This window comes from Desulfobaculum xiamenense (genome assembly GCF_011927665.1).
Lineage (GTDB): Bacteria > Desulfobacterota > Desulfovibrionia > Desulfovibrionales > Desulfovibrionaceae > Desulfobaculum > Desulfobaculum xiamenense.
In genome coordinates this window covers 1444947-1457472 of record NZ_JAATJA010000001.1, presented here as the reverse complement: position 1 = coordinate 1457472, position 12526 = coordinate 1444947, and the positions used below count along the sequence as shown (strand labels likewise).

At 62.8% G+C, this 12526-nt stretch carries 14 protein-coding genes; 10 read left to right on the top strand and 4 right to left on the bottom strand.

Features of this window, described 5'->3' with window-relative positions; all coding sequences use genetic code 11:
• Positions 1-32: 32 nt before the first annotated feature.
• The 5 genes from GGQ74_RS06665 (at position 33) to GGQ74_RS06645 (ending at position 5146) form a co-directional block, all read left to right on the top strand.
• Positions 33-1463, top strand: coding sequence for an NADH-quinone oxidoreductase subunit NuoN (locus GGQ74_RS06665; protein ID WP_167940714.1), 1431 nt, complete (start codon positions 33-35; stop codon positions 1461-1463).
• 549 nt (positions 1464-2012) lie between these two features.
• A complete protein-coding gene (locus tag GGQ74_RS06660; protein WP_167940713.1) occupies positions 2013-2522 on the top strand; it encodes a 4Fe-4S dicluster domain-containing protein in 510 nt (169 codons plus the stop codon).
• A 51-nt stretch (positions 2523-2573) separates the two neighbouring features.
• Positions 2574-3698 carry a sulfite exporter TauE/SafE family protein gene (locus GGQ74_RS06655; RefSeq protein ID WP_167941026.1) on the top strand — a complete coding sequence of 375 codons (1125 nt, stop codon included), beginning with the start codon at positions 2574-2576 and terminating at the stop codon, positions 3696-3698.
• A gap of 158 nt (positions 3699-3856) precedes the next feature.
• Positions 3857-4522, top strand: coding sequence for a hypothetical protein (locus GGQ74_RS06650; RefSeq protein WP_209280079.1), 666 nt, complete (start codon positions 3857-3859; stop codon positions 4520-4522).
• Positions 4523-4558: 36 nt separating this feature from the next.
• The gene (locus GGQ74_RS06645; protein WP_167940712.1) at positions 4559-5146 is read left to right on the top strand and encodes a type I restriction enzyme HsdR N-terminal domain-containing protein; all 588 of its coding nucleotides are present in this window, start codon (positions 4559-4561) and stop codon (positions 5144-5146) included.
• Positions 5147-5233: 87 nt separating this feature from the next.
• Here the strand turns inward: GGQ74_RS06645 and GGQ74_RS06640 are convergent, their stop codons facing one another.
• Together GGQ74_RS06640 and GGQ74_RS06635 are read right to left on the bottom strand one after the other, a co-directional pair.
• Complete coding sequence (locus GGQ74_RS06640) at positions 5234-5476, bottom strand: ferredoxin (protein WP_167940711.1); 243 nt, start codon at positions 5474-5476, stop codon at positions 5234-5236.
• Positions 5477-5530: 54 nt separating this feature from the next.
• Positions 5531-5902 (bottom strand): Hpt domain-containing protein, encoded by a 372-nt coding sequence (locus GGQ74_RS06635; protein ID WP_167940710.1) that lies wholly within the window; start codon positions 5900-5902, stop codon positions 5531-5533.
• A gap of 407 nt (positions 5903-6309) precedes the next feature.
• On the opposite strand from GGQ74_RS06635, the gene GGQ74_RS06630 reads away from it, so the two are divergent.
• The 3 genes from GGQ74_RS06630 (at position 6310) to GGQ74_RS06620 (ending at position 8185) form a co-directional block, all read left to right on the top strand.
• On the top strand, positions 6310-7068 hold the full coding sequence (locus GGQ74_RS06630; RefSeq protein WP_245168134.1) for an MBL fold metallo-hydrolase: 759 nt from the start codon (positions 6310-6312) through the stop codon (positions 7066-7068).
• 194 nt (positions 7069-7262) lie between these two features.
• Entirely contained in the window at positions 7263-8003 is a 741-nt protein-coding gene (locus GGQ74_RS06625) for a hypothetical protein (protein WP_209280078.1), read from the top strand.
• A gap of 5 nt (positions 8004-8008) precedes the next feature.
• On the top strand, positions 8009-8185 hold the full coding sequence (locus tag GGQ74_RS06620; RefSeq protein ID WP_167940707.1) for a hypothetical protein: 177 nt from the start codon (positions 8009-8011) through the stop codon (positions 8183-8185).
• A 44-nt stretch (positions 8186-8229) separates the two neighbouring features.
• Here GGQ74_RS06620 and GGQ74_RS06615 read toward each other — a convergent pair whose 3' ends face one another.
• Positions 8230-8970: a tetratricopeptide repeat protein gene (locus GGQ74_RS06615; protein WP_167940706.1), complete on the bottom strand. Its 741-nt coding sequence runs from the start codon at positions 8968-8970 to the stop codon at positions 8230-8232.
• 80 nt (positions 8971-9050) lie between these two features.
• Positions 9051-10493 (bottom strand): response regulator, encoded by a 1443-nt coding sequence (locus GGQ74_RS06610; protein WP_167940705.1) that lies wholly within the window; start codon positions 10491-10493, stop codon positions 9051-9053.
• Positions 10494-10601: 108 nt separating this feature from the next.
• Between GGQ74_RS06610 and GGQ74_RS06605 the strand changes: the two genes are divergently transcribed.
• Both GGQ74_RS06605 and GGQ74_RS06600 read left to right on the top strand, forming a co-directional pair.
• Positions 10602-11537 (top strand): NAD(P)-dependent oxidoreductase, encoded by a 936-nt coding sequence (locus GGQ74_RS06605; RefSeq protein ID WP_167940704.1) that lies wholly within the window; start codon positions 10602-10604, stop codon positions 11535-11537.
• 28 nt (positions 11538-11565) lie between these two features.
• Positions 11566-12510, top strand: coding sequence for a hypothetical protein (locus GGQ74_RS06600; RefSeq protein WP_167940703.1), 945 nt, complete (start codon positions 11566-11568; stop codon positions 12508-12510).
• The last annotated feature ends 16 nt before the right edge of the window (positions 12511-12526 follow it).

The following is a 12526-nucleotide window of genomic DNA, read 5'->3' as shown; positions in this document are numbered from 1 at the left end:
GGCCGCAGTATCCGCAAACAGGAGAAAAGCCAGTGCCCATCCGCCCCGATCTGTTTCTGCCGGAACTGTATCAGATAGTGCTGCTCGTCGTGCTGTTCGCCCTGAGCATCAGCCGTCATCCGACACTGCGCAACGACGCCTCGTGGGTGCCGTGGGGCGCGGCCGTCGGCATCGCGGTGTCCCTCGCCAGCATGGGGGCCGAGGGGATGCTCTTCCATGGCGCGTATCGAGTGGACATGATGTCCCAGTTCTTCAAGCTCGCCGTGGCGGTGGGCTTCTTCATCGGCACGCTCAACGCCACACGGCAGGTTACGCTGGAGCAGGACAAGCAGAGTGACTACTTCATGTTCCTTGCCTTCTCCGCCCTCGGACTCATGTTCCTCGCCTCGGCAGCCGAGTTGATCACCATTTACGTGGCTCTCGAAATCTCGTCCTATGCGCTGTACGCCATCATCCCCGTGCGGGCCTCGGAGCGCTCGGCGGCGGAGGCGGGCATCAAGTACATCCTGTTCGGCGCGGTGGCTACGGCCATTTCGCTCTACGGTTTGTCCTACATCCTCGCCGGGCAGCATTCGAGCTACCTCGCCGACCTCGCGCAGGCCGACTGGTCGTGGGCCGGAAATCCCATGGGCGTCGTCGGGTTGTCCATGTTCCTCGCGGGCATGTTCTACAAGCTGGCGCTGTTCCCGTTCCACTTCTGGTGTCCGGACGTGTACGAGGGCGCAAGCAACGAGACGGCGGCCTACGTGGCCACGCTGCCCAAGCTCGGTGCCGTGGTGGTGTTGGTGCGGCTGGCAGCGCTGCTCAAGCCCGGCATGGAGGTGACCATGATCTTCGCCGTGCTCGGTGCGGCGTCCATGACCATCGGCAACCTCGCGGCACTGGCCCAGCGTGACGTGAAGCGCATGCTGGGCTACTCCAGCGTGTCGCACGCGGGCTACGTGATGCTTGGCCTTGTCGCCGGGACGGCGGACGGCCTCGCGGCTGCGGCGTTCTACAGCCTCGTCTACATCCTGATGAACCTCACCTGCTTCTGGGTGATCTGCAAGACCGCCGAGAACGGGCGAAACGTCTCTCTGGACGACCTGAACGGCCTGTATCGGCGTTCGCCCTACATGGCGCTGGTCCTCGCCGTGGCGGCCTTCGCTCTTGTTGGCCTGCCGCCCACCGCCGGATTCATCGGCAAGTTCTTCCTGCTGACCAGCGCGTGGAATCACGGCTACAACTGGTTCGTCATCGTGGCCGCAGTCAATACGGCCATCGCCATCTACTACTATCTCGGTCTGGTGCGTCACGCCTACACGGTGGAGCCGGAGGATGCCTCGCGGCTGCGGCCCGTGGATGTCGGCATCATGAACCGGGTGTGGGGAACGGTGCTTGCGGCGGCGATTCTGCTGCTGGGCGCCGTGCCGGGTCCCGTTTTCGAGATGGCGGCCGCAGCAGGCCGTCAGCTTATGCGCTAGGGGGTGACGGGCTGGACACCCGTCGAGGGCCGGTCCTGTGGGCCGGCCCTTTCTTTGTGAGAGCGGCATGGGACGGCATCGGTGTGCTGTGGACCGATGCGGAGCACCTCAATGGTGCGTGAAAATTCACGAAGGTCGGTGCCTTTCGAAGGGCGTGGAGGCGTGTCGGAACGCTCCGGTCTGTCGCGGACGTGGGGAGGAGCGGGGAGCGGGATGCTTCGCCGTGCCCCGCAAGGTGTACCTTTTTCGGGGTTCCGAGCGAAAAGTGCTGAATGTTGGTCAGGGAAATAGTATAGAATGGGGTTGTCGGCCTTCTGTCGTCGGCAGGCGGACGGCAGGGAGGGGGAGGCAAAAGCCGTAAAGCCTTTTGTATTTCATGTGAAAGAAATCACATATTGTGCGGGGTCGATTGACGGTGTCTTCTCCAACTGATTTAAACGGATAAAGTCATGCGAACGCCAAAACGTCGGCGCGGGGACGCTCGGGACGACGTCGCGGATCGCACATGATTGTCTTCGGTTCTTTTACCAGAGACGGGAGGAATGCGCAGTGAGCAAGTACATGATCAAGACCAACCAGGATCGGTGCATCAGCTGCAACGCGTGCGAAGTGCACTGCAAGCAGAAGAATCTGGTGCCACCGGGGGCACGCCTGGGGCAGATGGTGACGGTCGGCCCGCTTGAAAGGGCGGGGCGTCCGAAGATCATGAATCTGTTCATGCCATGCTTCCACTGCGAACAGCCATGGTGTGTGGCGGCATGCCCCACCGAGGCCATGAAGCGGCGGGAGGACGGCATCGTGTATGTCGATCAGGAGCTGTGCGTCGGCTGCAAGGCGTGCATCATCGCCTGTCCCTGGAACATCCCCCAGTGGGACGAGACGGCGGGCAAGGTCATGAAGTGCGATCTCTGCATGGACAGGATCGACCGGGGCCTCAAGCCCGCCTGTGTGACGGCATGCACGACGCATGCGCTGGAGTTCGTGTCGCCCAACGAGACGTCCCGCACGACGCGGGAGCGGCACGGACAAAAGATGCTACTCAAGCGCGCATTGCGCTAGGTGGCTGTTATTTCGTAAACCTTCAAGGAGGGTGGCACTGTGAAATTTAAGATGAACCCTGCACTGCTGGCGCTCTTTGCGGTGGCCGTGGTGCTCTGCACGCAGGAGGCGGCGTGGGCCGATAGGCTCTCCGACGCCGTTGCCCAGGCCATCGAGGCCCAGAAAATCGATCCCACTGCCCCGGCCGGATACCTCGGCATTCCCGGCGCGCCGGATCTGAACGTTCTGGTCGGTCTGGTATGGGCGATCTGGGTGGGCTGGATCTTCTCCACCGTCGGCGCGTTCGGCGGCATCATGGCCGGTGTGGGCCATATCACCATCTACGGCCTCGGCGACTACGCCAAGGGCCTTGGCAAGCAGATGGCCCTCAACAAGGTCGTGACCGACTCCATCCGCGTGTCCAACCAGTGGCTTGTGGGCTGCTCCGCCGCGCTGTCGACCTTCAACTACTACCGCGCCGGACGTCTGGTGGCTCCGCTGGGCCTCGCCCTGGCCATCGGTTCCGTGGCCGGTTCCTGGCTGGTGCCGTGGCTGACCGCGGGTAAGATCAGCCTGAAGGCCTACCTCGGCTACTTCGGCCTGTTCGTGCTCTTCCTTGGCTGCTACCTCTTCTACGAGACCACGCCCAAGGCGCAGAACAAGAAGAAGGAAGCCAAGGCTGCCGCCAAGGCCTTCGAGGCCAGCGTGAAGTCCGGCAACGTGGACATGGAAGCGCAGGGCGTCAAGGTGAAGACCTTCACCCCCACCCGCTGCGAGTTCACCTTCTTCGGCGTGGAGTTCCACTTCAATCCGCTGGTTCCGATCTGCGGTGGCTTCGTCATCGCGGCGCTGGCGTCCTTCCTCGGCGTTGGCGGCGGCTTCCTGCTCGTGCCCTTCCTGACCTCCGTGGCCGGTCTGCCCATGTACCTCGTGGCAGGCACCTCCGCCATGGCCGTCTTCGTGGGCATGGTCAACTCCATCGCTTCCTACATGCTCCTCAAGGGCACCTCCGTGGAATGGGGCCTCATCGGCGCCGAGCTTGTCGGCATCGTCATCGGCTCCACCATCGGACCGCGTACCTCCAAGTACATCCCCGACATCTGGCTGAAGCGCCTCTTCATCGTGCTGGCCGTGTACGTGGGCGTGCGCTACAGCTCGCAGGGCTTCCTCGGCTACAGCCTGCTGCCCCCGTTCTAAGGAACGCGCAGGCATAATGACGTAATGCAGGGCCGGCCGGACCTCCCCGGCTGGCCCTTTTCAACAGCGGCAGGGACTGCCTGCGCAGAACACTGCCCGCATGGTGTCGAATTCCGCCCCTCGCGGCGCGGACGTCGCGGCACCGCAGAGGAAATGACGTGATAGAATCCTTCCAGAGGCTGAACTACCTTTTCGACCCGGTGCTCATCGTGCTGTTCCGGTTGCCCGTTGATCCGCTGGTGGCCTATTTCATGGGCATGGTCCTGCTGGTGATCGGATGTACGGTCGTGGGCGAGTTGTCGCTCGCCGGAGCCTATCACCTCAACCGCCGGCACTTCGCGGCCATCAACATGGAGATGGTCCATCAGCACAACCTGTCCGTTCAGGCCATCGGCATGAAGGACAAGGCGAGCTACAAGGCTTGCAACTCGCTGGCGAACGAGGCCTTCGGTCGGAATTTCTTTTCGCATATCGCGCTGTTCGCCTCTAGCCTGTGGCCCGTGCCCTTTGTGCTCGGGTGGATGAGCTTCCGCTTTTCGGAGGTGGAATTCCCGCTGCCCTTCACGGTGCCCGCGGTGGGCGATACCGTCGGCAATAGCTTCTTTTTCATCCCGCTCTACATAGTGGCGCGCGTGGCCTTCGCCAAGGCTCGTCCGCATTTGCCGCTGTTCTCCCGCCTGCACAAGGCCATGAAGGACAACGAAAATCAGGAGCGGCTTATCTCGTGGGCGGAACTTGGCAAGCCCGGTGCCATGCCCGGCGTCGCGTCCGACGTGACGTGTGGCGTCATGCCCGGCGACGCCGCGCGCATACAGCGTTCGTAGTTTCGCGGACACGGGGGCGCGCTATCGGAGGCTGGCATGCATGAGACGAGCCTCGGACGGGTGGTGAGGGACTATCTCTCGGGCGAGAATGTCGAGGAAACCTCGTACGAGGAATTCCGGCAGGCCATGGCCCGCATGCTCGTCGAGGAACTCGGCTACCCGCGTGAGCGTCTCGGGGCCAAGGTCGGCATCGAGTTTTCCGTGGATGGCACTCCCTATTGCCGAGTCGTGGACATCGTGGTCCATGACGAGGCAGATCGTCCGCTCATGCTCGTGTTTTTCGTGCCCGGCCAGCCCGGCAGTTACGAGCGCGAGGTCGTTGCCGCGGCGCGGCTGTATCCGGGGGGCGCGGTCCCCCTCGCAGTCGTGACCGACACCCGCGAAGCACTGCTGATCGAGTCCCATGGCGGCACGGTCATCGAGACGGGCGTCCGTGCCATTGCGCGGTACGATGCGTTGCCCGCACTGGTGCGCGAGCATCCCGCGCGGGAACTCGACGAAGCCCATCTGGAGCGCGAGCGCCGTATCCTCTACGCCTATAGTGAATTCATCTACGGCAGTTGTTGTCACACCTGCACGCCGAAGCCGACTCCGCCGCGCGGAGGCGATGGCGACGCCACGTAGCGGACGACGGTGCGACGAGTGGAGCGCAACGCGAAAGCCCCCGATCATCATGTGATGGTCGGGGGCTTTCGCGTTGGTGGAGCCGGATCAGTCGTTGGTCGGGTCGGGCAGGAGGCAGGGCGAGTCGGCCGAGGGGTCCGAGAGCTCGATGCAGTCGCGCGGGCACAGGGCCATGGCTTCCGAAACCTCGTTCTGCGTGACGCACTGCCTGCGCAGGACGATTTCCTCATCGTGCTCGTTCCATGCGAAGATTTCCGGGCACATTTCCACGCAGCCCATGCATTTGGAGCATGCGACCCGGTTGATGGAGAGTTCCTTGATGTCGTTCATGGCGGAATCCGTTTGCGTTGCGTGTTGTGCGGCGCTTTTCGCCGTGGGGGACGTCTAGCGCAGGGCAAGCGCCTTTGCAATGGATTCGAGGGTGGTGTCGCTCATGGCGAGGACGTCGTGCACCAGGGGGAGCGCCGCATCGATGCCGCCTTCGCGCAGTGAACGTTCGAGATTCTCGGCATGCTGGCGCAGGGCGAGTGCGCCCACCGTGGCTGCGGCTCCGCGCAGGGAGTGGGCGGAGCGGCTCATGCCAGAGAAGTCGCGTGTGCGGGTGGCTTCGCGGAGTTCTCGTGCGCGGCGCGGCATGTCTTCGAGGAAGATTTCATAGAGCGAAGCGAGAAACTCGCGGTCGCCCCGCAGACGCCGGAGTGTTGCCTCTCGTTCGAGAATCGGTGGCGCGTCAATGGATGCATCGAGCTTGTGCATGGCGTGTGCTCCGCTTTGCGGAAGATTGGTGGCCATCTGTGGTGTATTAAACCAATGATAATGAAGGACGTGAGATGCGCAAGAGATTTTGCGTATGCAGTATCCAGTGCGTTTTGTTGATTTCGGATATTTTCTGGTGCTGGCGGCCTTTTTGCGGATTGCCATGAAATGATGAGGGGCGGTTGCCACCTGAAATGCGCAAACGCATTGTAATGCCCGTGTATTTCGTCTAGAGTCAAGCGAGGCAGGTTGTGTTTGGTTTCGGCCGACAGCCATGAATGTTCGTTCATCCGTGCCGCGGCGTGAATCCGGGGTGGAGGGCGATGTACATACGATGCTGGGGATCCAGAGGGTCGATACCCGTCTCCGGTCCGGAGTACGTCCGGTATGGCGGAGATACGACCTGCATGGAGGTTCGCTCGTCCCGGGATGACATCATCATTGTCGATGCCGGTTCCGGGATGCGCCGTCTCGGCAATCGCATGCTCGCCGAAGGACGCTTCGAGTATACGCTGCTGTTCACGCACCTGCACTGGGATCACGTGCAGGGGCTGCCATTCTTTAAGCCTGTCTATTCCCCGAAGACGAAGATGGCTATCTACGGATGTCCGTTTGGCATGGGCACCATGGCCAGCCTGCTGGAAGGTGTCATGTGCGCGCCGTATTTTCCGGTGCCGTACAAGGCGCTTTTGTCTTCGCTTACGCATGTGGACGCGTGCGATTTGGACATCCGCATCTCGGACATGCGCATCACCTCTATTCCCGTTAATCATCCGAACAAGGGGCTTGGGTACCGCTTCGAGGAAAAGGGGCGGTCCTTTGTCTTCCTGACGGACAACGAGCTGGATTTCGCTCATGACGGCGGCCTCGCGTTCGACGACTATGTGGAGTTCGCGCGTGGTGCGGACCTGCTCGTGCATGATGCGGAGTATTCCCTTGAGCAGTACGAGGCCCTGACCCGCGGGTGGGGGCATTCCGTGTATCACCACGCCCTGGACCTCGCCATTCGCGCCGGGGTCAAGCGCTTCGGATTGTTCCACATCAATCAGGAACGATCGGACGACGCAGTCGATGAGCTTGTCGCCGATTGCCGACGCATTCTTGATGAGAAAGGTGTGGATATGGAATGCTTCGCCATGGCGCAGGATATGGAAATCACGCTGTGAGCCGTCGTGCTATTCGTGTTGGTTCCGGACCGTGTCTTGCATGCCGTACTGGCATGAATCACCACAAGCGTACAGAATGGCTGAAATGGATTGGTATGCATTGCGTATTGCTCGTGATGTTTGCATTCGTGTCGCCATGTTTCGGCGCTGGGACCGTGGGGCCGGAGCTACTGGAAGCGGAGCATATTTACGTGATGGGCGACAACGACACCCGCGCGGAGGCGCTCCGCATCGCTTTTCTGGAGGCCAAGCGCAAGGTGGCGGAGCGGGTGGGCACGCATGTTGAGGTGATGACGGGCATGAGCGAATTTGCCCTGACCCGCGACGAGGTGCGTACCTATGCCGCGGCGACCATGCGCGTGGAGATTGTGGAGGAAGAATTCCTGCTGCGCGACGGAGCGTTTGCCGTGCGGGTGAAGGTACGGGCCGAGGTGAATCCGGAAGACCTTTCGCGCGGATTGGAACGTGCCGCGCGCGAGCGCAGCGCCCTTGAGGAGGTGACCCGCCGGGCCGACGCCGCACGGGCTCTCGAAGACCGGGCCATCGACCTTCAGCGCCGCATTGGCGAGGCTCAGCCCGAGGAACTCCCCGAGTTTCGGCGGGAACAGGCGCAGGTGCTGCGCAGTCTTGAGGAGGTGCAGGCCGAACATGACCGTCGCGTGGAGGATGCCGCACTCCTCGGCGAGCAGGCCATGCGCTTCGTCGAGGCGGGGATGACGCGCGACGACGTGGTTTCCCTGCTTGGCACGGCCCGCGCGAGCCGTCAGAACCGTGCGGGCGGGAGCCTGTATGAATGCTGGTATTACGGCGGCATCTGGATCGTGTTGCGCGATGGGGTGGTGACCTGCAAGCGCACGCGGCTTGGCTACAGTCAGCGTTACGGCGGGGATTGCAACTGCGCAGGCATTGTCGGGACGGGCGAGGTGTTTCGGTAGGGCGGATGGAATTGAAATCAGGGCGAACCTGCGAAGATGCCGGAGCGTTCATCGGACGCTCCGGCATCTTCGCGTGGGCGGCTGGTTTGCGAATTGAAGAGGCGGCCTGGTTGGGGGACCGGGCCGCCTGCATCAAGGAGGAAAAAGCTGCCACATTGCAAACAGCTTTTGGGGAATACTAGCATTATATGTGCCACGGTGGAAGCAGTAATGGCGTAGATGGTGTCTATTTGTTTGTAATGCCGCGTTTTTCGACGTAGCGCAGGAATTTTGCGGCTGGTTCCATGTCTGGGGCGATGGTTAGGGCTGCCTTGATATGGGTGATGCACTCATCCTTGCGTCCTGTATCGAAATAGGCGCGTGCGATGTTGAAGTGTAAGTTCTCATCCTTATCGTTGTATTCCAGTGCCTTGCTGTAGTAGCGCAACGCCTCTTCGTGCATGCCCTGTTTGCGCAGGCTCATGCCGAAGCGGTTGAAGCGCACGCGCTGTTCCTCCACGAAGCTGGCGTCCTGATTGAGCAGGATGTCCAGAACCTTGCTGACCTTCTGGAATTCTCCCTTGTCTGCATACACCGAGCCGATGCCCATGTTCGCCTCGACGTTGAGCTCGTCGATCATGAGCGCCTTGAGGAATTCGCGTTCGGCGTCGTCGAGCTTGCCCTGCGCGTAGTGCTCCTCGCCCTTTTGGATTTTGTCCCGCAAGGATTTGAGGGCCGGGATGGTGCGCTGCTCGTAGAAGCGTGGCTCCGGCGCGTAGACGGTGATGAAGTCACCTTTGGACAGGGCGTTGCGAAGCCCGGACGGGACGTGTCGGGCGTTGAGCGGCTGCACCTCGTAGGTGTCGTCGTCGAGCCTGCGGACGTACCAGTAGGTGGTCTGGGTGTGATGGCCTTGCGTGGTTCCGTGGCCGACATCCGTTGACTTGGTCATGGAGTACACGCCAAGTATCTGCGGATAGAGTGTCATGGGACGCTCCGTCGTTGCGGTGGAATGCTGATTTTCCCTGATGGTACAGTGGAAGGGGCGGGTTTGTCACCCGGTACGGTTCAGACGGCGGGTGGGAGGCGGTTGAGGTTGATGGTGAAGGCCGCGCTACCGTTTTCCCGCGTCATGGTCATGAGTCCGCCCATCTGTTTGACGAGGCGGTAGCACAGCGGCAGGCCCAGACCGCCATCCTCGAAGGGCAGGTCCAGTCGCTCGGGGTTCATGTCGCGCTGGTCGGCGAGGGCGTAGCTGACTCTGATGAACACGGATTTTGGCGTGTAGAGGGCGCGGATGGTCAGCTCCCGACCGTGCGCGAGCGTCTTGGCCGCATCGCCGAGCAGGATGCCGAGCACGCGGCACAGGGCATCCGGATCGGCCAGCGCCTGTGGCAGAACCTCCGCGATATCGACCACCACCTCGACGCCGGACTGTTCGAGTACGGGTAGATGTGTGCCAATGCAGCCCGTCAGGATATCGTGGATGTTGGCGGGTTGCGTCGTGATCGGCATGGGGTCGAGGTAGCCTCGGATGCGGTCGAGGAGTTTTTCGAGGCGCAGGGATTCGCGCAGAATGATTTCCGTCTCTGGCATATCGGGGGCCTTGGCGTGCAGCCTGCGGGCGAATCCGCCAATGGCCATCAGCGGGTTTCTGATTTCGTGGGCCACCTCGTCGGAGATCGCGCCAATGGTCGAGAGCCGCGCGTCCTGTGCGGTGAGGCGTTCGAGATGCACGCGTTCGGTGATGTCCATGAAGATGCCGTCGAGATGCCGGGTGCCCGCTTCGTCAGTGGCGGATTGCGTGGCGGGCATGGTTTTCACGTAGCCGTGCACGTCGAAACCCTGGCGGTGGGTCAGCCGACATTCCACGGAAAGGGGTTCGTGGCTGGCAAAGGCGTGTCGGAGCGTCTCGCTCACGCGGGGGCGGTCCTGCTGGCTGACGCGTTCGATAAACCAGTTCGGAGTGCTCATGGCCTCTTCCGGGGTGAAGCCGAGAACGAGCCGTGCCGCGTGGTTGATGAAGCTTAGCGAGAGATCCTCGCGCAGGCTGTAGATGACGAGGGGGATGCTGTGCAGCAGCGTGGTGTGGCGCTGTTCTGCAAGTTCAAGACGGCGCTTGAGGGCGCGACGTTCGCGATAGCGTTCGAGGGTGAGGCGCAGACTGTCGGGCGTGAAGGGCTTGAGGATGTAGTCGAAGGCCCCGGTTTGCATGGCGCGGATGAGGTCGTTGGTGGTTCCTGCCGCACTGATGAACACGAGTTCGAGGGCGGGGAGCAGCTCGCGAAGCTTTACCGCCAGCTCCATGCCGCTCATGCCCGGAAGGCGCACGTCCACAAAGGCGAGGGCGAAGTCCGCCCCCCGCGCGGCGGTCAGCGCTTCCTGCACGCCGAAGCGGGGCGTGGCGTCGAAGCCCTCATCCGTGAGGGCCATGGCCAGCGCCTCGCAGATCACGGGATTGTCGTCCACCACGAGGACGCGTTCTGCCGTCTTGCCGATTGCCGTATCCACCGTGTACCTCTCCCTGCCGGTTGTGGTATCCCCGATGAAACCCCAACTCGTTACAAAAGGCAATGCCCGGGATGCGCTCCGGGCTGGTCAAGGGGGCGGCGGCAGGGTATGCACACCGGGTACGCCGCCGGAAAATGGCAATATCGAGAGGATGACATGAAGAAGCGAATCGGGTTCATGGGCCTTGGCACGATGGGCCGTCCCATGGCCGAGAACATATTGAGGAATGGCTATCCGCTGACGGTCTACAACCGGACGCGGGAGAAGTGCGCCATGCTGCGCGAACTGGGGGCATTCGTTGCCGCCACGCCGCGCGAGCTCGCCGAGCGCTCCGACGTGGTGGTGACCATGGTGCCGGGACCGGAGGCCGTGCTGGCGTTGCTGACGGGTGAGGACGGCTGCGCGCGCGGCATGGGACCGCACTCGGTCTTCGTGAATATGGGCACCATGGCCCCGGCCTACGCTCGTGAGATCGCGGCGAGCCTGCGCCCACTTGGCGTGGCCTGTGTGGATGCGCCGGTGTCCGGCTCGCGGAGACCCGCCGAGGAGGGGCGGCTGGTGGTGCTGGCGGGCGGTCCTGCCGAAGTGGTCGACGCCCTGCGGCCGCTTTTCCTGACCATGGGGCGCAAGGTCATCCACTGCGGAGCACAAGGGCAGGGAGCCATGGCCAAGATGGTCGTGAATCTGCTTCTGGGCGTGATGATGGAGGGTGTGGGCGAGATGCTGAACTTTGGGCGACGCGGCGGGCTGGATGACGCCACGCTCTTCGACGTGCTCGATTCCGGGCCGCTGGCTTGCGACCTCTTCGCCGCGAAGCAGGACATGCTGCGCACCGGGGCCTATCCGGCGCAGTTCGCCCTGCGCAACATGGACCGCGACATGCGGGCCATCCTCGACACCGCCGCAGCAGCGGGCGCGGCAACACCCGCTGCCAACGCCGTGTCGCAACTCTACCGTGCCGCATGCGCGCGCGGTCGGTCGGACATGGACGTCGCCGCCGTCATGGGCGTGCTGGAGGCACTGTCCGGGGATGGGACGCGATGAGCCGCGTGGAAGCGATGGAGGGCCGGGCATGAACCTGTCGAGAAACGCCGTGGCCGTCGTCGTGCTGGCGATCTCGCTGGCGGTATTCTGCTCTGCCGCCGCAGGCATGAGTTTTCGCATGGAGCCGTTCCATACGCATTTCTTCCTGTTCGCGTGGTGGCCCTATATCTTCGGGATGGAATCGCTGTTGACGCTTATGGGCGGGTTCTCCACGCTCTATGAGCGCCCGCGCAGCTTCTGGCTGTCCCTGCCGCTGTCGCTGACGCTGTGGCTGGCCTTCGAGGCCGTGAATTTCCGGCTGGGCAACTGGCACTACATCGGCGTTCCCGCATCGCTTCCCGTGCGCTGGACGGGGTACGTTCTCGCCTATGCCACGGTGCTTCCCGCATTGTCCGTCACCGGGCGTTTTCTGGAGTACTTCGGGCTGTGGGAGGATGTGACGTGGAAGGAGCTTGGCAACGCTTCGCGCCTGCGTTGGCCGATGGTCGCCCTTGGGGTGGCGTGTCTGGTCCTGCCGCTTGCGTGGCCGAGGTACTTCTTTCCCCTCGTGTGGGGTGCGCCGATATTCCTGCTGGAACCGTGGCTGTACGCGTGCGGGGCGCGCTCGCACCTGCGGCTTCTGGCCACGGGGCGTCCGCGCAGGCTGCTCTTGGCGCTCGCTGCGGGGCTGATCTGCGGCGGGCTGTGGGAATGCTGGAATTTCCGGGCCGGGGCCAAGTGGTACTACACCGTGCCCTTCGTGGACGTGCTGCATGTCTTCGAGATGCCCATTCTGGGCTTTCTCGGTTTTCCGCCTTTTGCCGTGGCGTGCGACGTGGTCGCGGCGGCCTTTCGCCATCTGCGTCGTCACATGGCCTTTCGGCCGGAGCGTGTGCGGCGCGTCGGCTGGGGCGTCATTGCGCTTGCCGCCGTCCTTTTCGATGTCGCCGTCATGATCGGCATCGACACCTTCACTGTGGATCTGTTTCGTTAGCGGGGTTCCCCGCCTC

Bases quoted from the DNA above. Each gene is read 5' to 3' on its own strand.
- GGQ74_RS06635 (WP_167940710.1), bottom strand. From the start codon at position 5,902: ATGCACAAGCTCGATGCATCCATTGACGCGCCACCGATTCTCGAACGA.
- GGQ74_RS06605 (WP_167940704.1), top strand. From the start codon at position 10,602: ATGCACACCGGGTACGCCGCCGGAAAATGGCAATATCGAGAGGATGAC.
- GGQ74_RS06615 (WP_167940706.1), bottom strand. From the start codon at position 8,970: ATGACACTCTATCCGCAGATACTTGGCGTGTACTCCATGACCAAGTCA.
- GGQ74_RS06630 (WP_245168134.1), top strand. From the start codon at position 6,310: ATGGAGGTTCGCTCGTCCCGGGATGACATCATCATTGTCGATGCCGGT.
- GGQ74_RS06640 (WP_167940711.1), bottom strand. From the start codon at position 5,476: ATGAACGACATCAAGGAACTCTCCATCAACCGGGTCGCATGCTCCAAA.
- GGQ74_RS06645 (WP_167940712.1), top strand. From the start codon at position 4,559: ATGCATGAGACGAGCCTCGGACGGGTGGTGAGGGACTATCTCTCGGGC.
- GGQ74_RS06625 (WP_209280078.1), top strand. From the start codon at position 7,263: ATGGGCGACAACGACACCCGCGCGGAGGCGCTCCGCATCGCTTTTCTG.
- GGQ74_RS06655 (WP_167941026.1), top strand. From the start codon at position 2,574: ATGAACCCTGCACTGCTGGCGCTCTTTGCGGTGGCCGTGGTGCTCTGC.
- GGQ74_RS06600 (WP_167940703.1), top strand. From the start codon at position 11,566: ATGAACCTGTCGAGAAACGCCGTGGCCGTCGTCGTGCTGGCGATCTCG.
- GGQ74_RS06620 (WP_167940707.1), top strand. From the start codon at position 8,009: ATGGAATTGAAATCAGGGCGAACCTGCGAAGATGCCGGAGCGTTCATC.